Origin of the sequence: Klebsiella sp. CN_Kp106, from assembly GCF_040064575.1 — a bacterium.
Taxonomy (GTDB): domain Bacteria; phylum Pseudomonadota; class Gammaproteobacteria; order Enterobacterales; family Enterobacteriaceae; genus Klebsiella; species Klebsiella michiganensis.
Map to the genome: position 1 here is coordinate 91,933 of NZ_JBEAIG010000045.1, position 23,321 is coordinate 115,253.

Consider the following 23,321-nt stretch of genomic DNA (forward strand, 5'->3'; position numbering starts at 1 on the left):
ATTCCGGCCACTTAAGCGGCCGGAAGTATCGTTTAAACCCGTTCAGAATACGCTTTCAGCATGGCAAGGAGCGCCCGTCGTGCCGCATCGTCCGCGATATTTTCAGGCAGCGCATCAGCGCGCAGATTGATATAAGCGTCAACCGCCTTGCTGATGGCGATGCTGACGGAGTCACGATCGTGCGTGGCCAGCGTGGAGGTCAGCAGGCCCTCAGGATCGATATTGTGGCATTCAATGCGGCGAACCCCACGCTGCGGTAGATTGGCGCGGCGGTACAGCATCGGTCCCAGCACTTGCTCCCGGAAGAATGACAGCATACCCATCGCTTCGAAAAGTTCGCCCCTTCCCAGTTTAACCACCGCATAATGAAGCCAGATCCAGGCTCGGGACTCAAACCACTCCGGCGTCATGTCAGGCCACTGGGCCCGAAATTGTGCCAGATGTCGCTCCAGGGCATGGCGATCGCGAGAAAATAACACTACCGGCTCCTCAACGCGTTGAGTGAGCATGTCCAGGGTGACAAATTTCAGATCGACATGGAGGAGTTCAGGGCCATACAGGCATATCAGCAGGCGAGGCTCTCCGACATGTTCCCCGGCGAACGCATGCAGCAGGTTGCCTGCTGTTCCGGCGAACGCCACACGCTGCTCCATGATTTCATCGTAGTAGAGAGGGTCTACCACAACGACAAAATCCAAATCGGAGTATTTATCAAATCCGCCATGAATAAGCGATCCGCCCCCGAGCAGGGAGTGAATCCGGGCGTCAGACTGAACGTTAAGCTTGAGTTGCTCTGCAAAACTTCTGTGTAAATCGGGTAACGTACTAAGCATACTTTTTCCTGTTCACAAAAAATACAAAGCATTACAGAATATCGAGTTCGGTATATTCGGGCCAGATATTTTTGCAGGAAGCGTCGTTTCCTCATTGAGTCTTGTGTCTACTATGGGTGGATAGCCTGAGCCACGTAGCCCGATCCTCCGCTACGCCCGCCGTCAGGGTTTTCAGGCAGGATGGAAACGCTGGCGGATAGTCCCGCCACCAGTTCAATCCCTTCCGGTATCTTATCTAACTGAATACGAACGGGGACTCGCTGCGCAAGTCGCACCCAGCTGAAGGTGGGATTGACATCCGGCAGCCCCAGCCCGCCGGTCTCGTCATTGCTATCATCGATCCCCCGGCCGATACTCTCCACGTGCCCGGTGATGAGCGGGTCAAACCCCATCAGCGAAATGTGTGCGGCGCTCCCGACGCGAATATGACGCAGCTTAGTCTCTTCAAAATAGCCCACCACCCAGAAACTGTGCGCATCGACCACGGCGATCTTTGTCTCTCCCGCCGCGGCGTAGTCGCCGGGGCGGAGCCGAAGATGCGTCACGTAGCCGGTAACCGGTGCGCGCACCGTTGTATGGGATAAGTTCAGCTGCGCCAGTTCCAGCGCAGCCAGCGCCCCCTGATAATTGGCCGCCGCGACGCGCGCTGCGCTGCCTGTTTGCTGGATATCCTCGCCGGAAATGACCCCTTTGATGAGCGCGCGTCGCCGGGCGGCATCCTGGCGCATCAGCATTTCATGACGTTTTGCTTCGACGTCGGCCTGCGCGCTGAGCACCGCCAGCTTCAGCCAGCGCGGGTCGATGGCATAAAGCACATCGCCGCGGTTAACCCACTGATTATCCCGCACCGCCACGCTGCTCACCGGCCCGGAAACATCCGGCGCAATCTGCACCACATCTGCCCGAACCCGGCCATCGCGCGTCCAGGGCGTCTGCGTATACTGTTTCCAGAAAATAAACGCCACGCAGGCCGCTACCGCTACTGCGATTAACGTCAGCGCGTAACGGCCCAGCAAAGAGAAAAAAGATTTCATGCGAATAACCCCAGTGTGGTCAGGCCCTGCAAAAGCAGGAAAAAGGTCACGATATAGGTTGAAACATCAAGCAGCGGGCGTAAGGGCAAGCGGCGGTAAAGCCTGCTGCAGGAGAAAAGCGGTACGAGTAACAGCGTACAGACCAGGGCAATGAGCGCGGTCAGCAGCAGTCCGGGGATAAAAACGCCCCCGATATTGATGTCATTTATCATGGGTGGGTTCCTCGTTCTGCGTCCGTAACGCGCAGTGCAGATCGACCAGTCGGTCGACAAACTGGCATGATTGTTCATCCCTCGCGGGCAAGCAGCGGTTCGCCATGGCGGCAATGCGCTCGCGTAAGGCTTCGGTCTCCGTTGTGCGTGTAAGACGAGAAAGCACCTCGTGGATATCGCTGCCGGCGGGCGTTTCGCAACGGCGCAGGCGCATCACGCAGAGGCCTATGCGCAGAAAGTGCACCAGGCGATCGAGCGCCCGGGCGGAGGACTGCCCGCTGCGCGGCAAGCGTGGTAGCAGCAGGGCGGCCCGGTCGATCATCAGATTGGTCCAGTGCGTTTCATCGCCTTTAAATACGCCGCTCACGCTGCGGCGAATATCGCGTTGGCACAGTTTCAGCAGACGCTTTATCGCCGCGTCCGCCTGTACGGTTTGCAGCAGACTCATGCCGATAACCGCAAAGCCGGTCGCGAAAAACAGGGCGATCGCGGTGTTGGCCGCGTCGGCGAAGTCGCCGCTGTAGCGCGCGCCCAGCTCGCACAGTACCGGCAGCGTCAGCGTTATCCCCATGGCCATAAAGGTCGTGGGGGGCCGCGCCTGCAGCGATCCGGCAAGCAGATAGACCGGGGCAAGCACCGCCACCAGCACGGGGAAATCGCTGAGCGGAGGAAGCAGGGCGAAGCTATAGATAAGGCTTATCACTACGCCCCAGACAGAGCCGATAATATATTTCACAATATGCGGGGCCGGCGTGTCGAAACTGCCAAACAACGTGCAGCAAACCCCGAGAATCGACACCGCCGTGCCGCCATCGGGCCAGGCAGAGTAAATCCATAGCAGACAGCCGCTCAGAATGATGACAAAAGCGCCCAGCGCCGTGCGGGCGGCGCTGAGGGGATCGCGATGGAAAACGTATCCTGTCGCCGCACGATCTTCCGCCTGCGCTGGCGCAGGCCTGGCGTGATGAATGGTCTCCGAAAGCCGCTCACACTGTTGCAGGAGGGTAATCAACTCAGCGATGTAGCGTAAGAAATTTACCCGCAGCGCATCTTCAAAGGTCCGCGCCTGCGCCGCGAGCCGCTGCGCTAACTGCGCGCTGCGCTGGTGCAGCGCTTCTGCGGCGTTTTTGCGTTGGCCGGTATCGTCGCAGGTCAGCCAGACCTGCACGTCATTCAGTAGAGCCTGCATCGCGGCGGGCATCTCGGCGATGATCTGCAAACGATCGCGCACTTCGCCGTTGACAATCACTAACCGCGCCAGCCTGTCATGGAGCGCTTTCCTGGCCTGGCGGGCCGAAACCGAAAGGGCAAAATCATACGGGATATGGTGGCTGATACCCTGCAGAAACTGTAGCGCCAGCGCCAGATGCAGCGGCTCTGACTGCGCGTCGGCCTTGCCTGCCAGGGTGTCGGCAATCCGCTGGCGCGCGGCGTGCAGCGTCTGGGCTAATTTGCTGTTGAACAGCCCTGATATCCGGGCAGGTAAAATGTAGCGGTGAATCAGCGCGGCGCAGACGATACCGATCGCGATTTCCTGTACCCGGATGAGGGCGATGTTAAACACCGTGCCGGGATCGGCGACGGCGGGAAAACCAATCAGGCTTGCGGTATAACCGGCCAGCACAAAGGCATAGGCGCGGGGCGTGCGTTCAAGCAGGGATAAATAGAGGCAGAAGGTGATCCAGCCTGCCAGAATCACGCTACATAGAATTGGCGTATTCACAAACGTCGGCACAATCAATACCGTGGCCCCCGCGCCGGCCACGGTACCGGCCAGGCGATAAAGGCTTCTGCTCAGGGACGCGCCCACCGAGGTTTGCGACACGATGTAGACGGTGATGATGGCCCATGAGGGCCGTTCAAGGCCAATCGCCAGGGCAACGTAATAGGCGAGCATCGCGGCGGCAAAACTCCTGACGGAATAGAGCAGGGCATGGGCGTCGCTCAGCAGCGAGGGAGAGGCTATGCGGCCTGACCAACGGCTTATCGCGTGTAAAAAACGGCTGTGATGGGAAGTTAATGTGCTCATGCCGGGAATTATTCCCGCTTTGCGCGTCTCCTTAAATACTCTATTCTGTCAAAAAATACCTAAATGTTGCCAATGAGATGCCATCCAGACTTGCCCATACCCTGTTTGATCCCGATAGCACGCCGAGCCCTGCCGTCGCGCGGCATATTGATTTCGTTGATTACGCGGCAGAAGTGCCGGTTCATACCCACCGCAAGGGACAACTGATCGTTGCCCTCTATGGGGCGGTGATTTGTCGTGCGGAAAACGATATCTGGATAGTGCCGCCAGACTGCGCGGTGTGGATCCCCGGTGGGATCCCGCACAGCGCCAAAGCGACCTGGAATGCGCATCTCAACTATTTGTTTATTGAACCCGGCGCCGCCGCGCTGCCGGAGAAATGCTGCACGCTGGCGATTTCGCCGCTGATTAAAGCGTTAGTTGACCGCTTAACGAATGCGGACGTCGATTACGCCGCGGAGAGCCATGTCGGCAGGCTGACCAGAGTGACGCTCGATGAGCTGGCCACCATGCCGCAGCAGAAGCTGAGTCTGCCGGTTTCGGCGCATCCTAAGATCCGCGCCATGGCGGATGCGCTGGTCAGCCACCCGGAGGATCGCAGCACCTTTAAAGTTTGGGCGAAACGGCTGGCGCTCAGCGAGCGCTCATTAGCACGCCTGATGCTGCGCGAAACCGGTCTGACCTTCGGGCGATGGCGTCAGCAGCTGCATTTGATTATTGCCCTGCGGGAGCTGGCAAGCGGGGTATCGGTGCAAAACGTGGCGGCTAATCTGGGGTATGAGTCGGTCAACGCGTTTATCACCATGTTCAGAAAAACGATGGGGAGCACCCCCGCGCACTACTTTGCCGGTCGAAGAACGGCAGATCCCTGAGCGGCGCGCAGGTTGGATGCGGAGTGAGGCGCTTAATATCCGCCGCGGCCACAGCGCCGCGGCGAGCGCAAAATTTAGTCAGAGAAGGGCGGAGGCGGCTGGCGTAATCCCGTCGTATCCGGGTTGCCGATGCTGCGGCGCCATGCGCCGGGGGCCTGGCCGAACTGACGCTTGAAGCTGCGGTTGAAGGACTGCTGGGAGTCAAAGCCCAGGGCGATCGCCACGTTCAAAATCGGTTCGTCGCTGTGGGCTAAGCGCTCGACCGATTTTTGTAGCTTTTGCGCGCGAATATACTCGGCGAGAGGATAACCGGTATGCTCCTTAAATAGCCGCTGCAGATGCCATTTCGAATAGCCTGCTCGCCTGGCGACGGTGCCAATATCCAGACGGCTATCAAGATTGTTGTCGATCCAGTCGAGTAAATCGTGAATGAATGCGCCAGTGTTCATCTGATGTACCTCTACGCAGCGTCTAAAAAAGCATCTTTATCTGTTGCATTTAAAGGTGGCCCGTTTTTGCACTAATTGCAAGTTTTATTGTTGCATTTAAATCCATGCCGGAAACGCGCCATTTTTAGGCGCCAGGAATAGCACATAAAGTGCAACAATTATTCTTGCACTAAATTTAGCGCCTTCCTACAATCGCCGCGATAGTGTATTCGCAACTGTTACAATTTTGTGGCGATGAACGACACAAATGGCCTTAAGCCAGCCCGGACAAAGGAAGTGGCGCGGTGTCTTCCGCTGCGTCTTGCCCGGCGGCTACCAATACCGGAATAAAAATAATGAGCCTGCAAAAATACTGGGGTAACTTTCATCTGACTGTGCCGGGCGTGATGCTGCTCTCGGCGCTCCTCGTTGGATGCGATGAGGGCGTCGCGCAAAACGCCGCGCCGCAGGCGCCCGCCGTCAGCGCCGCTGATGTGGTCGTCAAATCCATTAGTCAGTGGGACAGCTTTAACGGTCGGATTGAAGCGGTGGAAAGCGTCCAGCTGCGACCCCGCGTCTCCGGCTACATTGACAAAGTGAATTACACCGACGGCCAGGAGGTGAAAAAGGGGGAGGTGCTGTTCACTATCGATGACAGAACCTATCGCGCCGCGCTGGAACAGGCGCAGGCGACGCTGGCGAGAGCCAAAACGCAGGCCAGCCTGGCGCGAAGCGAGGCTAACCGTACCGATAAATTAGTCAATACCAACCTGGTCTCCCGCGAAGAGTGGGAGCAGCGTCGCGCCGCGGCCACCCAGGCGCAGGCCGACATTCGCGCCGCCCAGGCGGCAGTCGACGCCGCGCAGCTTAACCTGGACTTCACCAAAGTGACCGCGCCTATCGATGGCCGCGCCAGCCGGGCGTTGATCACCAGCGGTAACCTCGTCACCGCCGGCGACAGCGCCAGCGTGCTCACCACGCTGGTGTCGCAGAAGACGGTTTACGTCTACTTTGACGTGGACGAGTCGACCTACCTCCATTATCAAAATCTCGCCCGCAGCGGGCAGGGCGCGTCCAGCAATCATCTGGCGCTGCCGGTGGAGATTGGCCTGGTTGGCGAAGAGGGCTACCCCCATCAGGGCAAAGTGGATTTTCTGGATAATCAGTTAACGCCGAGCACCGGCACGATCCGGATGCGCGCGCTGCTGGATAACGCGCAGCGTCAGTTCACGCCGGGTCTCTTTGCCCGCGTCCGCCTGCCGGGCAGCGCGGAATTCAACGCCACGCTTATCGATGATAAAGCGGTGTTGACCGATCAGGATCGCAAATATGTTTATGTCGTTGATAAAGAGGGTAAAGCGCAGCGCCGTGATATTACGCCGGGCCGTCTGGCCGACGGTTTGCGCATCGTGCAGCAGGGGCTGAAGCCGGGCGACAGAGTCATCGTCGATGGTCTACAGAAAGTGTTTATGCCGGGCATGCCGGTTAACGCGAAAACCGTGGCCATGACCGCCAGCACCGCCCTCAACTGATCCCTTGACCTGAGAATCCAACCCATGGACTTTTCCCGTTTTTTCATCGACAGGCCGATTTTTGCCGCCGTTCTGTCGATTCTGATTTTTATCACCGGATTAATCGCCATCCCGCTGCTGCCGGTGAGCGAATATCCTGACGTCGTACCGCCCAGCGTGCAGGTGCGCGCGGAGTATCCGGGCGCCAACCCGAAAGTGATTGCCGAGACCGTGGCGACGCCGCTGGAAGAGGCGATCAACGGCGTTGAAAATATGATGTACATGAAATCCGTCGCCGGTTCTGACGGCGTACTGGTGACCACCGTAACCTTCCGTCCGGGTACCGATCCCGATCAGGCGCAGGTTCAGGTGCAAAACCGGGTATCGCAGGCCGAAGCGCGTCTGCCGGAAGATGTGCGGCGTTTGGGGATCACCACCCAGAAACAGTCGCCGACGCTGACGCTGGTGGTGCATCTGTTTTCGCCCGGCGGTAAATACGATTCCCTGTATATGCGTAACTACGCCACGCTGAAGGTGAAGGATGAACTGGCGCGCCTGCCCGGCGTCGGCCAAATTCAGATTTTTGGCTCGGGCGAATACGCGATGCGCGTCTGGCTCGATCCCAACAAGGTGGCGGCGCGCGGGTTGACCGCGTCGGATGTGGTCACGGCGATGCAGGAGCAGAACGTCCAGGTTTCCGCCGGGCAGCTTGGCGCCGAGCCGCTGCCGAAAGAGAGCGACTTCCTGATCTCCATTAACGCCCAGGGGCGCCTGCATACCGAAGAAGAGTTTGGCAATATTGTCCTGAAAACAACGCAGGACGGTACGGTCGTCCGCCTGCGCGACGTGGCGCGTATCGAAATGGGCTCCGGCAGCTATGCGCTGCGTTCCCAGCTGAACAATAAAGACGCGGTCGGGATTGGTATCTTCCAGTCGCCGGGGGCGAACGCCATCGATTTGTCTAACGCGGTGCGCGCCAAAATGGACGAGCTGTCGAAGCGTTTCCCGCAGGATATGAAATGGGCGGCGCCTTACGATCCGACGGTATTTGTTCGCGATTCCATTCGCGCGGTAGTGCAAACGCTGCTGGAAGCGGTGGTGCTGGTTGTGCTGGTGGTGATCCTGTTCCTGCAAACCTGGCGCGCGTCGATTATTCCGCTGATCGCGGTGCCGGTTTCGGTTGTGGGTACCTTCAGCATTCTCTACCTGCTGGGCTTCTCGCTGAATACCCTGAGCTTGTTCGGGCTGGTGCTGGCCATCGGCATCGTGGTGGATGATGCCATCGTGGTGGTGGAAAACGTCGAGCGAAATATCGAGGAAGGGCTGGCTCCGCTCGCCGCGGCGCATCAGGCGATGCGTGAGGTGTCCGGCCCGATTATCGCCATTGCGCTGGTGCTGTGCGCGGTGTTTGTGCCGATGGCGTTTCTCTCGGGCGTGACCGGCCAGTTCTACAAGCAGTTTGCGGTGACGATCGCCATCTCCACGGTGATCTCCGCCATCAACTCGCTGACGCTCTCTCCGGCGCTGGCCGCGCTGCTGCTAAAACCGCACGGCGCGCCGAAAGACTTCCCGACCCGGCTTATCGACCGTCTTTTCGGCTGGATTTTCCGTCCGTTTAACCGCTTTTTCCACCGCAGCTCGAACGGCTATCAGGGGCTGGTGGGAAAAACGCTCGGACGACGCGGGGCGGTGTTTGTGGTCTATGTGCTGCTGCTCTGCGCGGCGGGCGTCATGTTTAAAGCGGTACCCGGCGGATTTATACCGACGCAGGATAAACTGTATTTAATCGGCGGCGTGAAAATGCCGGAAGGTTCTTCGCTGGCGCGCACCGATGCGGTGATCCGTAAAATGAGCGAAATCGGGATGAATACCGAAGGCGTGGATTACGCGGTCGCGTTTCCGGGGCTTAACGCGCTGCAGTTCACCAATACGCCGAATACCGGAACGGTCTTCTTTGGCCTGAAGCCGTTCGACCAGCGTAAACATTCGGCGGCGGAAATTAACGCTGAGATCAACGCGAAAATCGCGCAAATCCAGCAGGGCTTTGGCTTCTCTATTTTGCCTCCGCCGATTTTAGGGCTCGGCCAGGGTTCCGGCTATTCGCTCTATATTCAGGACCGGGCAGGTCTTGGCTATGGTGCGCTGCAAAGCGCGGTAAACGCGATGTCCGGTACCATTATGCAGACGCCGGGGATGCACTTCCCGATCTCCACCTACCAGGCGAACGTGCCGCAGCTGGATGTCCAGGTCGATCGTGATAAGGCGAAAGCGCAGGGTGTGTCGCTCACCGATCTGTTTGGTACGCTGCAAACCTATCTGGGATCGTCTTACGTCAATGATTTTAACCAGTTCGGGCGGACCTGGCGCGTGATGGCGCAGGCTGACGGCCCGTTCCGCGAAAGCGTGGAGGATATTGCCAATTTGCGCACGCGGAATAATCAGGGCGAAATGGTGCCAATCGGCAGTATGGTGAATATCAGCACAACCTACGGGCCGGACCCGGTGATTCGCTACAATGGCTATCCGGCGGCGGATTTGATTGGCGATGCCGATCCGCGCGTACTCTCTTCCTCGCAGGCGATGACGCAGCTGGAGAAGATGTCCGGCCAGATATTGCCGAACGGGATGAATATCGAATGGACGGATCTGAGCTTCCAGCAGGCCACGCAGGGCAATACGGCGCTGATCGTCTTCCCGGTGGCGGTGCTGCTGGCGTTCCTGGTGCTGGCGGCGCTGTATGAAAGCTGGACGCTGCCGCTGGCGGTGATTCTTATCGTGCCGATGACGATGCTCTCCGCGCTGTTTGGCGTCTGGCTGACCGGCGGCGATAACAACGTGTTCGTACAGGTGGGGCTGGTGGTGCTGATGGGGCTGGCCTGTAAAAACGCGATTCTAATCGTGGAGTTTGCCCGCGAGCTGGAAATCCAGGGGAAAGGGATCATGGAAGCGGCGCTGGAGGCGTGTCGCCTGCGTTTACGCCCGATTGTGATGACCTCTATCGCCTTTATTGCCGGGACCATCCCGCTGATCCTCGGTCACGGCGCGGGCGCGGAAGTGCGCGGCGTTACCGGGATCACGGTGTTCTCCGGGATGCTGGGGGTGACGCTGTTTGGTCTGTTCCTGACCCCGGTGTTTTACGTGACGCTGCGTAAATTCGTGACGCGCGGTAAACCAGTCGAGGACGTTTCGCCGGCGTAGGGTGCGGCAGATAACAAAAAACCGCCTTCACTGTGAAGGCGGTTTTTTTTCGCTCAAGGAAAATTAATGGGCTTCTTTATATTTGGCGATAAGTTCAGGCACCGGATCGCACCCGCTGGTATCGGCTTTTTTCACTTCTTCCAGCGCGCTTGCCACGGTGTGGCGTGCCAGTACCTGTAGCGAAGCCTGCTCCGCTTCATCGGCGATAGATTTGAAGTACCAGCACGCGTTTGCGCTGACCACGCAGCGGGCGGGGACGTCAGGGCGCGACGCCCACAGTTTTTTATCTTCGATAACGGAGACGTAGATATCGCGCAGGGTGATCTCTTCCGCCGGGCGGCCAAGATGAATAGAGCCGTTGCGGCCAAGCGTTGAGACAATAATGCCGTCACGGGTGAGAGGAACCATGAGTTTGCGGATAAAGCTCGGGTTCGCTTCCAGGCCGTAGGCCAGAATCGCGCTCGTCGAACGTTCACCCAACTGCTCCGCCATTGCTACGCTGAGAACCATCTGCAAAGCTGTCGGGAAGCGGTAATCTAACATTTTCTTATCCTGGGTAGCGGTGAATCTTGTTCTTTTTGGCACCGCAGAGGTGAGTAAGCAATAAACAACAATATACCAAATACGGTAATTTTTTTGAAGCAATCTGCGCTTTTCCCACCAGGTAAAAAAGCGTGAGTGAGAGCGGGACCAGCCGACGCTTCACGCCATGGCGTGAGGCACTGATGAAAAATGTATCAGCATTTAATACCCGCTCGGGCACACAGGACCCCCGGGGTCTTAATGGGCGTTTATCGTTGAAGTTGAATGAGGTGGGTAGCCATCCCCCATCTGAGCGCGGCGCATTTGCCGTCCGTAAAATCGAAAACAGAGTAACTCGCATTGGGGTGAGCATAGCGAGAGAAGTTATCGAGAGTCCCCTCTTTAAGTAACGCCAGCACGCCCTGACTGACATGCCCGTGAGAAACAACACAGACGATCTGATGTTCATTGGTATTTTGCAGGTGTCGTAAGAAATTTATCACGCGTCGAGTCGCCTGGGCTAACGACTCTCCCTCCGGGGGACAATAGGCTGCATCAAGGGCGAGCAACGCATCTGCATCACGCGGATTGTCTCGCCTGAAGTGCTCAAAAGATATCCCTTCAAAGCAACCAAACGACTGTTCCTTAAGAGATTCTTCAACTTTTAATGGGCAGCCAAGACCTTCAGACAGCTTCAGCCCCATGTGCAAGGCGCGCCCAAGCGGGGAGCTGTAAACACATTCTATCGGATATGCCTCTTTCGTCAGCGCTGTCAGTAACGCCGCTGTTTCTTGCATACCGCGGTGGGTTACGAAGCTGTCGCGACGCCCCTGAATAATCCCTCTATGATTCCACTCGGTTTCTGCATGCCTCACCCATATCACTTTCATCGTATTTGAGATCCGTTATCCAACGTGACTACCCGTTTGTTTATCTGATTCAGGGCGAAAGTGTAGCATGGTGAACGTTTGAAGCCGGTTTCTGGATATTATCCAGCGATAATGTCCGCTTCTGGCACAAAGCACTGCCTACCAAACTCACCCTATGTCCTGTCGCGGTGTATTAAACAACGGGGAACCACTCAGCTTAAGCATGTACGTTTGCTTTATACTAAGATATTTATCCAACAGAGGCGTTAAGATATCGTCTCAGGATCAAGATGGATTTATCAGCATGACCAGAACAGAAAGGCTTCTCGAATTACTACAGATATTAAGGGCGCAAAGATATCCGATCACGGCATCCGCTCTCTCAGAAAGATTAGAAATAAGCGTGCGTTCCCTTTACAGAGATATAAAAACGCTACAGCAGCAAGGCGTGTGCATTGAAGGGGGGGCTGGAATTGGTTATATCGTTAAGTCTGACTTTCATTTACCGCCCTTAAATCTTTCTCATGAAGAAATCAATGCTATTATACTTGGGCTTAATTGGGTTTCTCATAATACGGATAATGATTTCAAAAAAAACGCAAGGAATGCGCTTGCCAAAATACATGCCGTTATTCCCGGCGAATTAAAAAATCTTATTGAGAGTCAATCCTATCTGACCGGTCCCACAGAAAAGAATGAGGTGTTTTTTGAAGACTTGCGTAATGCGATTAAAAAACGAAAGAGGATCAAAATAAAGTATTGTGATAAGAGCAATGTTAACTCTTCTCGAGTCATATGGCCCATCGCATTGGTATATATGGAGTCATGCTGGCTTTTGGTTGCATGGTGTGAAATGAGAAAGGATTTCCGTCATTTTAGAACGGACAAAATACAAGGCATTGTGCCGCTGGATTCCAGGTATAGTGAAAGCAGGTTAGTTTTATTGAATAAATGGAGAATGAAAGAGGGGATCGGCCCGGAGAAAGAGTACTGACAAAAACTGTCACTGCGAATTTGTATACTTCCTCAGATGTAAGACTCAATGCTACGTCATAGGGGGGATTATGAATTTTCAAAATAAAGTGGCTGTTATCACCGGCAGCACTGCAGGTATAGGCGAGGCAGTCGCAGAGCAGTTACACAAACATGGCGCGAAGGTCGTCATTGTATCCCGCTCGTCAGAGGAGGCGAAACAAAAAGCGAAACAATTGTCTTCACAGGGACAACCAGCAATGGGGATCGGATGCGATGTGTCACAGCCCGAACAAGTACGGCAAATGATAGATGACGTTATCAACTATTTTGGCAGGCTTGATTATGCTGTCAATAATGCAGGCATAACAGGTGAGCATGGTAAAAAGATAACAGAGCAGACAGTTGAAAACTGGGATAAGGTCATTGCCACCTCATTGAGCAGCGTTTTTTACTGCCTAAAATACGAGATACCTCAGATGATGAAGATGGGGGGCGCTATCGTTAATTTATCTGCAGTAAATGGTCTGGTTGGCATTCCTGGGCTGGCGCCTTACACCGCCGCTAAGCATGGTATAATTGGTTTAACCCAAACCGCAGCGCTGGAGTTTGCATGTCAAGGCATTCGCATCAATGCCGTCGCTCCGGGCTATGTCCAAACCCCACGAATAAGCGAATTCCCTGAAAATATCGTACGCAGTTTCGCAAATAGCCACCCTATGAAAAGGATGGCAAAAATGCAGGAAATCGCAGACTTCATATTGTTTTTGTTGTCAGATAAATCAGCGTTCTGTACCGGAGGCGTTTATCCCATTGATGGTGGTTTTTTAGCTGAGTGACATTCCCGTTAGGTTTTTAAGCCTCCGTTTTACCGCGTCAGAGGCCAGGGGCATGCCGGGCCGTTCCGTCAGCGTCAGCCCGGCGCTGGCTATCACTGATATTTGGCGACAAGATACTCCTCTTCGCTGCGTCGCCAGAAATGTGAAGGAATAAACGGGGATATATACTCATACGAGGGCGCGAAGAAGGATCGTACCTGAGCCCGGCGATAAAAAACGAAAAAACGTATTTTTTATCGAATAGATTAAAAGGTTGTGGCGTTAACTCATCATCAACGTACTGATGGAGTCATCATTTATGACTGCAACAACGCAACCGCTAACACAACAGTGCCGCGATAGTTTTACCCTGGCACGGCATTGGGTCACCGCAGCCAATGTCATTTTCCTGTTTGCAAGCGCACATATCCGGGAGCCGCTGGAGCGGGGAACGCCCCTGAAAAAAAGCGGCGGGCCGGTCATATTTGCTGCGCGCTTTTCCCTCACTATCTGCTACGGGACAGCATACCGCGTCGTATGCTGCCTTGCCGTTCTTTTCGTTAACCCGGAGTTCACTATGAACACGTTGTCGTTTTTACATTCCGCCATTAATCAACGTCTGCTGCTGCCCGTGGTGTTTGCTCTGCTGACCACGCCGGTTTTGGCCGCAGGTGACAATAGTACCAATAGCAAAACGCCGGACTGCCCCAGCGGACAGGTGTATGACAGCACGAAAAAACAGTGCGTCCCTGAAAAAACAAGCCAGCTCAGCGATGAAGACAAAACGCGTTATGCCTATCATCTGGCCAAAAAAGGGGAGTACCAGGCGGCCCTGGACCTGCTCAACACCCTGAAAAATGGCGATACCGCGGAAGCCTGGAATTACCGGGGCTATGCCACGCGTAAGCTGGGCCGTACCGATGAGGGCATCGGCTACTATCAGCGTTCAATCGCGCTCGATCCGACCTATGCCAAAGTACGTGAATACCTTGGTGAAGCATGGCTGGCGAAAGGCCGTCCTGACCTGGCAAAAGAGCAATTGAAAACTATCGCCACGCTGTGCGGCCATAGCTGCGAGGAGTACCGGGATCTTCAGGCAGCGATCGACGGTCATGCTGAGTCCTGAATAAGAGTATGAGGATAAAAAAATTACGACCAGCGGCGTCCGTCAGCATCTTGCTGCATATCTGACACGCCTGTGGCGCTATGGGCTGGTTCTGGTTGTCGAAGAGCTGGTTCAGTCTGCCTGTGTCCGCGCGCTTGAAAAAAGCGCGCGGTTCACCCCGAGGAGGCGGCCGACACGTTGCCCGTCCCGATTGGTTACCCTATCCTGGTTTTATCTCCAATTGACCGGCCCCGGGCAATAGCCGCTGTCAATGTTCCCTGGCCAATTCGTGGCATACGATACCGAGCTGTTCAACGGCATGCAAAAGCGCGGGGGTGGGTTCATTCGCACCGTTCAGGCGCAGGTAGTTTTGCAGTTCCGCCGCGCCCGGGGAAAACAGCGGCCCCGGACTGACGCCAATGCCCAGGGCGAGTGCGCGACGATGTACCTCCAGCGCATCTATCCTGGAGGGGAGTTGTACCCAAATCAAAAAGCCGGCTTCCGGAGCCGCGACGCGCGTGCCCGGTGGGAAGCAGGCTTCAACTCGGGTGATGATGGCGCGCATACCTTCCGCAATCCGCAGCTTCAGGTGCCGCAGGTGCCTGTCGTAATCGCCGCTGGCGAGGATCTCGTTTGCCGCGGCTTCAATCAGCGGCGCGCCTGCCCATTCTCCGGCCATGCGGGCCTGCAATACCGCGGAGTGGTAGCGTCCGGCAGCAATCCAGCCAATTCGCCAGCCCGGCGCCAGGGTTTTCGACAGCGAACTGCAATAAATCACATTTCCGTCCCTGTCGAAGGCTTTACACGCGGGCGGACGCTGGGCGCCACCGGCCAGATCGCCATACACATCGTCCTCAATGAGCGGGATGCCCTTATCGGCGAGCAGCGCCACCAGCGCCTGTTTGCGCGCCACGGGCATGCTGGCACCCAGCGGATTTTGCACCGTGGGTGAGGCAAGCACGGCCGCAGGGCGGTGGCGCTGGATAGCCTCTTCAAGGGGCGCCAACAATAAGCCTTCAATCGGGTCTGTGGGGATCTGTAACGCCTTCAGACCCAGATCTTCCAGCAGCAGAAGCGTGCCGAAGTAGGCGGGCTGCTCTATCGCGACAGCATCGCCAGGCTGGCATACCGCGCGGAGCGCCAGACGTAGCGCCTGGGTTGCGCCTGCCGTAATGATAAGGTCATCCGCGCCAAAAAGAGCGCCCCACTGCGCAGCGCGTGCGGCAATCTTTCTGCGCAGGTCCGCTCTTCCCGGGGGCAGGCTGTAGCTCTGCCCGCGCGCATCAAGCCGACGACCGGCGGTGTGCAGCGCCCGCTGTAGTGCATCCACGGGAAGCCAGGCGGGATCGGGTAGCGCGGCGCCAAGCGGCACCAGACGCGCTTCAGCGCTACCGAACAGCGACCGGGCAATGGCGGACATTGTCACCGGCACCGGCCCGGGCAAAGAGGCAGCGCGCTGTTCGTTTCCGGAGGCGGCTGGCTGGCGGACAAAATAGCCTGAACGCGGTCGCGCGATAATCAGGCCCTCCGCCTCAAGATAACGCAGCGCTTCCAGGGCCGTGGGGAGGCTGACCTGTTCGCGTTCGGCCAGTTTACGCGCGGAGATAATGCGATCTCCTGCCCGTAAAGCGCCTGAAGCAAGCGTCAGCCGCAGCATATCGGCTATACGGCGGTAGTGGGGCGTCGGCGGGGATATTTCGGACATCGTCATCTGTATAGTCTGCTTTTTGATAAATCTGACTATACAGGCGAAGCGGGGCGCCATCTATAGTGTGTTCCACACCAACCAGCCGGGGAAATCACATGCACAGCGACAGTTTTGACCTTTCACTTTACTTCCGCCGCATAGGCTATAGCGGGCCTGCGGCAGCGGATACCGCAACGCTACACGCGCTCATGCGTCACCAGCTCTTTGCCATCCCCTTCGAAAATCTGGACGTACAGGCAGGTAAAATCGTGTCGATGGAGCCCGATGATATTGCCAACAAGCTCTTACGGCAGAGACGGGGCGGCTACTGCTATGAACTCAACGGGCTGTTTACCATGGCGCTGGAAGCGCTGGGCATTGCCTGGCGGTTTGTCGCGGCGCGGCCCATGTTTTATCCCGCGCGCCGGCCTAAAACCCATATGGCGGTCGTCGCGGAAGTCGAGGGCCGTCAGTGGCTTTGCGACCTTGGCTTTGGGAGCTACGGTATTCGCGCGCCGCTGGCCCTGGATGAACTTGATACGGACATTATCCAGGATTTCGATACGTTCCGGCTTAGCCGCGATGCGCACGGCGACTATCTGCTGCAGGCAAAAGTTGAGGGAAGCTGGGCCAACCAATACGGTTTTGACCTGTCACCTCAGGAATGGATTGATTTTGCTCCGGCCAATTTCCTTAACTCCACGCACCCCGACGCGGTCTTTGTACAAAAGCTGCTGGTTATACAGCATCAGCCCGAGGGGCGCTTTATTCTGCTGGGCAATACGCTCAAGAGCATTACCGCGGATCGGGTAGAAAAGCAGCGGCTGGAAGACGATGAGATTGCGCATGTACTTGAGCAGCGCTTTGCGTTATCTGCCCGCTAATTAATCAAAAGGGCCAATGAGTCCGGGGCGGAACGGGCATGAAGCAGGGATGCCGGGGGAGCCATCGCGATCGCCATGAGGCGGGAGTGACCGCTTCCCCGTGCCTCTCTCAATCTGTTCATCTGCTGCGATATCAGCAGCGGGCGATTATTTACGTTGCCGGCGGGTATATGAAATAGCAGATAATGCAAATAAAAAACTAACGCCACTTTTAATAAACAAGGCTATTCAGTTAATTACCACTACAAAAATAAGATAATTCTATCTGAGCTGGCCAATCCGTATCCGTAGTACATATTTTCGCCTCATAATCCCCTGCGTCTGGAAATTCATTGCTAACAAGTAGTTACAGCTATGCGGCAATATTTTTGGCGATAAAGAATGGTTAAAATAAAATCATCTACTAAAATCAAATTGTTGATTAAATTCATACACTGCTCGTTCGTATTAATTTAGATAATTGGCTCTGTGTCGAATGCCCAAAATTTAAGCAGCGGGTGATAGCTGCTGACGATAATTATCCCGCTCGATATTGCCCTGGGTCTGGCAGGTAAATTCCTGCTCTGGACGTTTGTGTAAAACGACACCGGGCTAATTGAGTTATTTCAAAGGACAACGTAAATGACGAATATCTACGACTCTACCAATATAAGCAGTCAGGAAGCGGCCAGGCACTTGCCTGCGGCTGCTGTAAACAGCGCGAGCGCGGTTTCATGGGGGGCGATATTTGCAGGCGCCGCCGCTGCCGCCTCGCTGGCGCTTATGCTGCTCATGCTTGGCGCCGGATTAGGCCTCACCTCAATCTCTCCCTGGGAAAATCAAGGTCTTGCGGCGGGTACCGTCGGTATTGCCGCCATCGCCTGGCTGACGTTTACCCAAATTGTGGCGTCAGGAATGGGGGGATATCTGGCCGGACGGCTTCGGACTAAATGGGTTGATACGCATACCAATGAAATCTATTTCCGCGATACGGCGCATGGCTTTCTGACGTGGGCGGTGGCGCTGCTGGTATCAGCCGTCCTTTTAACCACCACCATCAGTTCACTCATCGGCGGCAGCGCAAAAGTCATTGGTTCCGTTGCCGGGGGCGCGACGGCAACCGCCGTGAATAACGCGGGGGAGGGATCATCGATGTTATCGAAGTCATCGATGGAATATTTTACCCGCTCGCTGTTCAGGGCTAGCGGCTCCACTCCGGCAGGTAACAGCAACGCATCGGGCAATGATGTTATGGCCATGAATCAGCCGGCGCCGCCAAAGGCGGAGTCACCCGCTCAATTAGCCGAGGTGACGGGCATTTTTGCTAACAGTATTTATTCTGGCGCGCTTCCCAAGGATGATCTGACCTATGTGGCGCAGCTGGTTTCTCAGAATACCGGCATCAGTCAGCAAGAGGCCGAGCAGCGGGTACAGGCGGTTTATGATAAAGCCCAGGCTAATTTGAAAGAGGCAAAAGATAAAGCGCAGCAGGCCGCAGACGCTGCCAGAAAAACCACCAGCTACGTCACTCTGTGGTCATTTATTTCTCTGTTAATTGGCGCTTTTGTTGCCAGTCTCTGTGCCACCTATGGCGGCCGTCAGCGTGATTTATAACGTCTAATACTCATTATACGGGAGGAACCTATGCGTTCAATATTGCTTTTCTTTCTGGGTGTGCCAATCCCTATCATTATTTTAATCGCGCTATTTGTGCACTGACTATTTTCCGGCCCCGCAGGAATAGTGGTTAAGTAAATACTGACCCTCGCACATTACCGCTAAAGCATAAATGCCCTTCGAGGGCATTTATGCTTTTTATCAGGCGCTCAGAGGAGCCTGCTGCGCGTCACCAGGGAAGCTCTCCGCGACAGAGTGATGTCAACTAGCAATAACACCCGCAGTGAATTAACGCTCACGCCTTGCCATCATTAGCGCCAGGTCAACGAGGCGGTTAGAGAAGCCCCATTCATTGTCGTACCACGCCAGAATTTTAACCATATTGCCGCCAATCACCAGTGTTGACAGACCGTCGATAATCGACGAGCGCGGGTCACCCTGATAATCGCTGGAGACGAGCGGTTCATCGCTATAGCCGAGGATCCCTTTTAGCGGCCCCGCCGCGGCGGCTTCGCGAAAGGCATTGTTCACCTCTTCGGCCGTCACCTCTCGCGCCAGCGTCACGGTCAGGTCGACAATGGACACCACCGGCACGGGGACGCGCAGCGAGTATCCCGTTAAGCGGCCATCCAGCTCAGGAATAACTTTGCCCAGCGCCTTCGCTGCGCCGCTGGAGTAAGGCACTATCGACAGCGCGGCGGCGCGAGCGCCACGCAGATCTTTTTCCGGCTGATCGTGCAGGGCCTGGCTGTTGGTGTAGGCGTGGGTGGTGTTCATTAAGCCGTGCTTAATACCGAAATGCTGGTGCAGAACCTGCGCGGCAGGCGCCAGACCGTTGGTGGTGCAGCTACCGTTGCTGACCACGAAGTGTTTATCCGGGGAGTAGAGGCTATCGTTAACGCCCATCACGATGGTTAAATCATCGTTTTTGCCGGGGGCGGAGATAATCACGCGCTTTGCGCCACCGCTGTGGATATGCACCGCCGCCTTGTCGCGATCGGTGAAGAATCCGGTGGCTTCAATGACGATATCGACTTCACGCTGATGCCACGGGATATTGGCCGGGTCGCGTTCGCTGAATACGGTTATGGGTTTACCGTCAACCACAAGCTGCCCTTCACCGGCGGTAACGTCCGCGTCGAGCTTACCGAGCAGCGAATCGTATTTTAGCAGATGCGCCAGCGTTTTGCTGTCCGTCAAATCGTTGATCGCCACAATCTGAATATCCGAATTGCCCAGTGCAGCGCGCAGTACGTTGCGTCCAATACGGCCAAAACCGTTAATACCGACCTTTACCATGATTAACTCCTTATCCATTGTCTCTGGCGTCAGAGTAGGCCGGGCAGGCTTTGGCGTAAATGACAAAAAAGGATCACTTTACGCCATTTTGCGACAGTGAAATCGCTGGCGATATTCCCCGGGTGTGAGGTGAAGCTGTTTTTCAAACAGCCGTCGCAGGTTAATGCTGCTGCCAAATCCAGTTTGTTCGGCGATACGATCCAGCGTCTCGTTAGTTTGCTCCAGACGCTGCCGCGCGGCGGCCAGACGGGCTTCGGCGACGTAGCGCGCCGGCGAAGCACCGGTTTCCCGGGTAAATACGCGGGTGAAATTCCTTGGACTCATGGCGACCCTTTCCGCCAGTTTATCCACGCTGAGATCGGCGGTGAGGTTTGCGAGCAACCACGCCAGCAGATCGTTAATGGGGCCCAGGGTGCTGGTCTGCTGAAGGTTGTAGCGGCTAAACTGCAGCTGGCCGCCGGGACGACGCAGGTACATGACGAAATCCTGGGCAATATCGCGCGCCAGGCTGAAGCCGTAGTCCTCTTCAACCAGCGCCAGGGTGAGGTCGAAGCCGGAACTGACCCCGCCAGAGGTCCATATGTGTTCGTCCTGAATGTAGAGCGGACCGCCTTCGACGCGTACCTGAGGAAATTCCGCCTGCAGGGTATCCAGTAGCTTCCAGTGGGTAGTGGCTCGCCTGCCGTCCAGCAGCCCGGTTTGCGCCAGCAGCAGGGCTCCGCCGCATATGGAGGCAATGCGGCGGGCATGGGGAGCCGCAAGGCGCAGCCAGTCAACCACCGCAACCCCTTCCTGCGGGTTTTGACCTCTGCCGGTAATCATGATGGTATCGAGCGGCTCGCGAGGGTCTATCTCATGAAGGCGATGATCGGCCAGCAGATTTAAACCGGACTGACCATGGATCACCTGATGCGGCTGGGTGGTCGCTAGCTGGACCTGGTAGCAAAGCTCCCCGGCGCCTTCCGGGTGCAGACGGTTGGCCTGCATCAGAATGTCGGCAATACCGGCGGATTCAAAAAGCATGCCGCCATCCGGGACAATAATAAGTATCTTCTTCATGTCCTGAAAAGTAATCTTTTTACAGAATAAGTCAACAGAACAGACGGGGAAGGGGAAATTTTTGCCACCGCAGCGACGCTCTCGTCTCGCTCGCTGATGGTGTGACGTCGACGGGATGGGGTTGCCTGATGAGGCTGGTCTCGCACAAACTGGACTGGAAAAATAGTACCGAATGTCTGCTATGAGCGAGGAATGGAAGTTGAACACTCTGCTCAACGTCGCCAAATGGAGCCTTAATCTCCCAGTTTTTCGCGAGTGGGACCTTCAAAGTTGATGCTACTTATATGGCAACTACGCGGTTGACCTAACAAAAAACGAATGGTTTCCCAGATCGAGCGCCCCTTCATTAAACGTTCCCCATTTTTGATGGGCTATCTATAAACGTATCTAACCCTGTCAGTTCGAAATCCGGGGGGACAACCCGGTCACACGTATACTGTTTAATAGCGAACCAGGGAGAAGACAACGTCTGATCCTGGCACGGAGCGGACGAACTAACTGAGTTGAATCTCCGCTATGAGCTAATAGCAGACATAACATCCCCGGGATAGTTTGGGAAAGGATACTCTTCCAGCATCAGTTTCGGTTCATGCTTTCTGAGGCAGGATACTTTATGCTGGTTACTCTCATTTATAGGATACGACCATGATAACTGTAGAGAAATCCGATCCATTTTCTTCAGAGTCCCATCGCTTAATCGAAATGCTATCAGCTGAACTTGCCGCTATTACGGGGGATAGTGGCAAAAGCAATTTCACCGTTGAAGCAATGAATGATGACAAAGCCTTATGGGTATTGGCAAAGAATACTCATGGCGAAGCAATAGGATGCGGCGCTATTCGGCCGATAACGCAAAATATAGCCGAGCTTAAAAGAATGTTTTCAGACCGAAGCGTGCCTGGAGTTGGGGGAGCTTTACTCACTTTTCTGGAAACATCTGCAAAAGATATGGGATATAGCGAACTCAGACTGGAAACCCGACACATCAACCATCGGGCAGTAAATTTCTACGAGAAAAATGGATATATTCGTATTGAAAATTACGGCCCCTATGTCGGTAGGACAGAAGCCGTGTGTTTCTCAAAAGCATTGCGCTGATTGTATTAATTGGACCCGCTTTCCGCTCCAGGCACAACGCTGTCTACCAAACTCCACCAATGCCCATTTAGCTATAGCGTTAAGGCTGTGAGAGTAAAGACAGATAATGATAATGCGCAGGATCGTGTGTTGCGCTCATGCAGAACCATGGTCATCGCGGTTTCTGCATCGACGCGGAGCTGCCGGAGGAGGGCGTAGCGGCCGGCATGACCGAGGAGCGGGATTCCTCCCGGAGAAAACGCGCGGAGTATACAGGCACTTTAAAGGGGCCATTTCTCCATGGCGATTCACTGCGCCTGTTTCTGGCCGATATATTCCTCTAATCCCTTTGTAAGAACATCGAAAACCAATTTGCAGCACAGACTATTACGCAGGTCTTCGTGCATGACGATCCAGGTATCAAGATAGATAGAAAAGAAATTCGGCAGTAATCTCCGCAGTGGAACATAGCCATTGGCCAACTGCACCTGGCATATGCCAATGCCGGCACCGGCACGAATAAGATTCAGCTGAGCCACGTCGCTGTCGGTGCGCATGGAAAATGCATTCCGGCTTAGCTGAGGGAATTTTTCCAGGGCCTTACGGATGAAAGGCGTATCCTGATCAAAGCCAACCAGCGCATGTTTCAGCAGATCATCGCTATTTTCAGGCGTGCCATGTCGTGCAAGATAGGACGTCGATGCGTGGAGACCGAGTTCAATGCGGCCAACGCGACGCGCAATAAGCTGTTCCTGTACTGGCGTCGTCATGCGTACAGCAATATCGGCTTCCCTGTGCAGTAAATCCTGAACCCGGTTCGACAGAACTAATTCAATCGTTATTTGTGGGTGAGACTCCCTGAGCCTGGCAATAAGCGGCGGCAGAACTTCAACGCCGATAACGTCACTCGCGGAGACGCGGACGACGCCATGAATGGACGCGCTGTTATGACTAAAGTTGGAGGCTGTGCGCGCTAGCGTATTCGCGGTGCTCTCCATCGCTTCGGCATGCACCCTCAGCGCCAGCGCCGTTTCAGTCGCCAGCAAGCCCGTCTGCGACCGCGTGAACAACACCTGGCCCAGAGCGGACTCGAGCGCAGCGATATGCCGTCCCGCCGTAGGCTGCGTAATCGAAAGCCTGCGTGATGCGCCGGAAAGCGAGCCTTCCCTGAGCACAGCCAGAAATGTTCGGTACCACTCCCATGGGATAGATGTATTCATACAAATTTGTATAGCTGCCCTATAAAGATATGCAATTCCATTTAGCTCTGCCTGTACGTACGCTGTCAAGGTCAAATCAGCAAAGAGGCAGACAAT

Annotated in this window: 20 protein-coding genes and 3 pseudogenes; 11 read left to right on the plus strand and 12 right to left on the minus strand. The window is 55.5% G+C overall.

The genetic code is table 11. The features are described 5' to 3' along the window. Positions 1-32 precede the first annotated feature (32 nt). The 4 genes from ABLU96_RS12695 to ABLU96_RS12710 form a co-directional block, all read right to left on the minus strand. The gene (locus tag ABLU96_RS12695; RefSeq protein ID WP_064406348.1) at positions 33-833 is read right to left on the minus strand and encodes a hypothetical protein; all 801 of its coding nucleotides are present in this window, start codon (positions 831-833) and stop codon (positions 33-35) included. Positions 834-943: 110 nt separating this feature from the next. Then, on the minus strand, positions 944-1,867 hold the full coding sequence (locus tag ABLU96_RS12700; protein WP_064406350.1) for an HlyD family secretion protein: 924 nt from the start codon (positions 1,865-1,867) through the stop codon (positions 944-946). Further along, positions 1,864-2,079 (minus strand): DUF1656 domain-containing protein, encoded by a 216-nt coding sequence (locus tag ABLU96_RS12705; RefSeq protein WP_014229155.1) that lies wholly within the window; start codon positions 2,077-2,079, stop codon positions 1,864-1,866. Before ABLU96_RS12705 ends, ABLU96_RS12700 begins: the two co-directional genes overlap by 4 nt. Then, positions 2,069-4,108, minus strand: a complete 2,040-nt coding sequence (locus ABLU96_RS12710) for an FUSC family protein (RefSeq protein WP_064406352.1) — start codon at positions 4,106-4,108, stop codon at positions 2,069-2,071. Before ABLU96_RS12710 ends, ABLU96_RS12705 begins: the two co-directional genes overlap by 11 nt. 77 nt (positions 4,109-4,185) lie before the next feature. Between ABLU96_RS12710 and ABLU96_RS12715 the strand changes: the two genes are divergently transcribed. Beyond that, positions 4,186-4,980 (plus strand): helix-turn-helix transcriptional regulator, encoded by a 795-nt coding sequence (locus ABLU96_RS12715; RefSeq protein ID WP_009653008.1) that lies wholly within the window; start codon positions 4,186-4,188, stop codon positions 4,978-4,980. Positions 4,981-5,054: 74 nt separating this feature from the next. Here ABLU96_RS12715 and ABLU96_RS12720 read toward each other — a convergent pair whose 3' ends face one another. Continuing rightward, on the minus strand, positions 5,055-5,429 hold the full coding sequence (locus tag ABLU96_RS12720) for a helix-turn-helix domain-containing protein (protein WP_025107948.1): 375 nt from the start codon (positions 5,427-5,429) through the stop codon (positions 5,055-5,057). Positions 5,430-5,764: 335 nt separating this feature from the next. On the opposite strand from ABLU96_RS12720, the gene ABLU96_RS12725 reads away from it, so the two are divergent. Together ABLU96_RS12725 and oqxB are read left to right on the plus strand one after the other, a co-directional pair. Continuing rightward, complete coding sequence (locus ABLU96_RS12725) at positions 5,765-6,940, plus strand: efflux RND transporter periplasmic adaptor subunit (RefSeq protein WP_032720794.1); 1,176 nt, start codon at positions 5,765-5,767, stop codon at positions 6,938-6,940. A gap of 24 nt (positions 6,941-6,964) precedes the next feature. Continuing rightward, positions 6,965-10,117, plus strand: a complete 3,153-nt coding sequence (gene oqxB, locus ABLU96_RS12730; RefSeq protein WP_049082234.1) for a multidrug efflux RND transporter permease subunit OqxB — start codon at positions 6,965-6,967, stop codon at positions 10,115-10,117. A gap of 63 nt (positions 10,118-10,180) precedes the next feature. Here the strand turns inward: oqxB and ABLU96_RS12735 are convergent, their stop codons facing one another. Together ABLU96_RS12735 and ABLU96_RS12740 are read right to left on the minus strand one after the other, a co-directional pair. Next, positions 10,181-10,660 (minus strand): Rrf2 family transcriptional regulator, encoded by a 480-nt coding sequence (locus ABLU96_RS12735; protein WP_004121015.1) that lies wholly within the window; start codon positions 10,658-10,660, stop codon positions 10,181-10,183. A gap of 248 nt (positions 10,661-10,908) precedes the next feature. Next, complete coding sequence (locus ABLU96_RS12740) at positions 10,909-11,529, minus strand: histidine phosphatase family protein (RefSeq protein ID WP_064406354.1); 621 nt, start codon at positions 11,527-11,529, stop codon at positions 10,909-10,911. A gap of 283 nt (positions 11,530-11,812) precedes the next feature. On the opposite strand from ABLU96_RS12740, the gene ABLU96_RS12745 reads away from it, so the two are divergent. The 5 genes and pseudogenes from ABLU96_RS12745 to ABLU96_RS12765 all read left to right on the plus strand — a co-directional run. After that, on the plus strand, positions 11,813-12,502 hold the full coding sequence (locus ABLU96_RS12745) for a YafY family protein (RefSeq protein ID WP_025107944.1): 690 nt from the start codon (positions 11,813-11,815) through the stop codon (positions 12,500-12,502). A gap of 70 nt (positions 12,503-12,572) precedes the next feature. Beyond that, positions 12,573-13,319: an SDR family NAD(P)-dependent oxidoreductase gene (locus ABLU96_RS12750; protein ID WP_025107943.1), complete on the plus strand. Its 747-nt coding sequence runs from the start codon at positions 12,573-12,575 to the stop codon at positions 13,317-13,319. Positions 13,320-13,617: 298 nt separating this feature from the next. Further along, a pseudogene (locus tag ABLU96_RS12755) lies at positions 13,618-13,764 on the plus strand (cytochrome b); the annotation flags it as partial. Positions 13,765-13,875: 111 nt separating this feature from the next. Then, positions 13,876-14,424 (plus strand): tetratricopeptide repeat protein, encoded by a 549-nt coding sequence (locus tag ABLU96_RS12760; protein ID WP_046877254.1) that lies wholly within the window; start codon positions 13,876-13,878, stop codon positions 14,422-14,424. 22 nt (positions 14,425-14,446) lie between these two features. Continuing rightward, a pseudogene (locus ABLU96_RS12765) lies at positions 14,447-14,584 on the plus strand (RNA polymerase sigma factor); the annotation flags it as partial. A gap of 87 nt (positions 14,585-14,671) precedes the next feature. On the opposite strand, the gene ABLU96_RS12770 reads toward ABLU96_RS12765, so the two are convergent. After that, positions 14,672-16,168 (minus strand): PLP-dependent aminotransferase family protein, encoded by a 1,497-nt coding sequence (locus ABLU96_RS12770; RefSeq protein ID WP_064406356.1) that lies wholly within the window; start codon positions 16,166-16,168, stop codon positions 14,672-14,674. Positions 16,169-16,206: 38 nt separating this feature from the next. Between ABLU96_RS12770 and ABLU96_RS12775 the strand changes: the two genes are divergently transcribed. Then, positions 16,207-16,974: an arylamine N-acetyltransferase gene (locus ABLU96_RS12775; protein ID WP_014229167.1), complete on the plus strand. Its 768-nt coding sequence runs from the start codon at positions 16,207-16,209 to the stop codon at positions 16,972-16,974. A gap of 621 nt (positions 16,975-17,595) precedes the next feature. Continuing rightward, positions 17,596-18,567, plus strand: a complete 972-nt coding sequence (locus ABLU96_RS12780; RefSeq protein WP_014229168.1) for a hypothetical protein — start codon at positions 17,596-17,598, stop codon at positions 18,565-18,567. Between the two features lie 291 nt (positions 18,568-18,858). Here ABLU96_RS12780 and gap read toward each other — a convergent pair whose 3' ends face one another. The 3 genes and pseudogenes from gap to ABLU96_RS12795 form a co-directional block, all read right to left on the minus strand. Next, positions 18,859-19,869, minus strand: a complete 1,011-nt coding sequence (gene gap / locus ABLU96_RS12785; protein WP_064406359.1) for a type I glyceraldehyde-3-phosphate dehydrogenase — start codon at positions 19,867-19,869, stop codon at positions 18,859-18,861. Between the two features lie 78 nt (positions 19,870-19,947). Then, positions 19,948-20,928 (minus strand): helix-turn-helix domain-containing protein, encoded by a 981-nt coding sequence (locus tag ABLU96_RS12790; RefSeq protein ID WP_014229170.1) that lies wholly within the window; start codon positions 20,926-20,928, stop codon positions 19,948-19,950. A 233-nt stretch (positions 20,929-21,161) separates the two neighbouring features. Then, positions 21,162-21,373 (minus strand): annotated as a pseudogene (locus tag ABLU96_RS12795) (hypothetical protein). 200 nt (positions 21,374-21,573) lie between these two features. Here ABLU96_RS12795 and ABLU96_RS12800 point away from each other — a divergent pair. After that, on the plus strand, positions 21,574-22,026 hold the full coding sequence (locus ABLU96_RS12800; RefSeq protein ID WP_014229171.1) for a GNAT family N-acetyltransferase: 453 nt from the start codon (positions 21,574-21,576) through the stop codon (positions 22,024-22,026). Between the two features lie 287 nt (positions 22,027-22,313). On the opposite strand, the gene ABLU96_RS12805 is transcribed toward ABLU96_RS12800, so the two are convergent. Beyond that, positions 22,314-23,225, minus strand: coding sequence for a LysR family transcriptional regulator (locus tag ABLU96_RS12805; protein ID WP_025107939.1), 912 nt, complete (start codon positions 23,223-23,225; stop codon positions 22,314-22,316). Positions 23,226-23,321: the final 96 nt, after the last annotated feature.

Bases quoted from the DNA above. Each gene is read 5' to 3' on its own strand.
- ABLU96_RS12775 (WP_014229167.1), top strand. From the start codon at position 16,207: ATGCACAGCGACAGTTTTGACCTTTCACTTTACTTCCGCCGCATAGGC.
- gap (WP_064406359.1), bottom strand. From the start codon at position 19,869: ATGGTAAAGGTCGGTATTAACGGTTTTGGCCGTATTGGACGCAACGTA.
- ABLU96_RS12750 (WP_025107943.1), top strand. From the start codon at position 12,573: ATGAATTTTCAAAATAAAGTGGCTGTTATCACCGGCAGCACTGCAGGT.
- ABLU96_RS12800 (WP_014229171.1), top strand. From the start codon at position 21,574: ATGATAACTGTAGAGAAATCCGATCCATTTTCTTCAGAGTCCCATCGC.
- ABLU96_RS12760 (WP_046877254.1), top strand. From the start codon at position 13,876: ATGAACACGTTGTCGTTTTTACATTCCGCCATTAATCAACGTCTGCTG.
- ABLU96_RS12770 (WP_064406356.1), bottom strand. From the start codon at position 16,168: ATGGCGCCCCGCTTCGCCTGTATAGTCAGATTTATCAAAAAGCAGACT.
- ABLU96_RS12745 (WP_025107944.1), top strand. From the start codon at position 11,813: ATGACCAGAACAGAAAGGCTTCTCGAATTACTACAGATATTAAGGGCG.
- ABLU96_RS12705 (WP_014229155.1), bottom strand. From the start codon at position 2,079: ATGATAAATGACATCAATATCGGGGGCGTTTTTATCCCCGGACTGCTG.
- ABLU96_RS12710 (WP_064406352.1), bottom strand. From the start codon at position 4,108: ATGAGCACATTAACTTCCCATCACAGCCGTTTTTTACACGCGATAAGC.
- ABLU96_RS12735 (WP_004121015.1), bottom strand. From the start codon at position 10,660: ATGTTAGATTACCGCTTCCCGACAGCTTTGCAGATGGTTCTCAGCGTA.
- oqxB (WP_049082234.1), top strand. From the start codon at position 6,965: ATGGACTTTTCCCGTTTTTTCATCGACAGGCCGATTTTTGCCGCCGTT.
- ABLU96_RS12805 (WP_025107939.1), bottom strand. From the start codon at position 23,225: ATGAATACATCTATCCCATGGGAGTGGTACCGAACATTTCTGGCTGTG.
- ABLU96_RS12790 (WP_014229170.1), bottom strand. From the start codon at position 20,928: ATGAAGAAGATACTTATTATTGTCCCGGATGGCGGCATGCTTTTTGAA.
- ABLU96_RS12725 (WP_032720794.1), top strand. From the start codon at position 5,765: ATGAGCCTGCAAAAATACTGGGGTAACTTTCATCTGACTGTGCCGGGC.
- ABLU96_RS12715 (WP_009653008.1), top strand. From the start codon at position 4,186: ATGCCATCCAGACTTGCCCATACCCTGTTTGATCCCGATAGCACGCCG.
- ABLU96_RS12740 (WP_064406354.1), bottom strand. From the start codon at position 11,529: ATGAAAGTGATATGGGTGAGGCATGCAGAAACCGAGTGGAATCATAGA.
- ABLU96_RS12695 (WP_064406348.1), bottom strand. From the start codon at position 833: ATGCTTAGTACGTTACCCGATTTACACAGAAGTTTTGCAGAGCAACTC.
- ABLU96_RS12720 (WP_025107948.1), bottom strand. From the start codon at position 5,429: ATGAACACTGGCGCATTCATTCACGATTTACTCGACTGGATCGACAAC.
- ABLU96_RS12700 (WP_064406350.1), bottom strand. From the start codon at position 1,867: ATGAAATCTTTTTTCTCTTTGCTGGGCCGTTACGCGCTGACGTTAATC.
- ABLU96_RS12780 (WP_014229168.1), top strand. From the start codon at position 17,596: ATGACGAATATCTACGACTCTACCAATATAAGCAGTCAGGAAGCGGCC.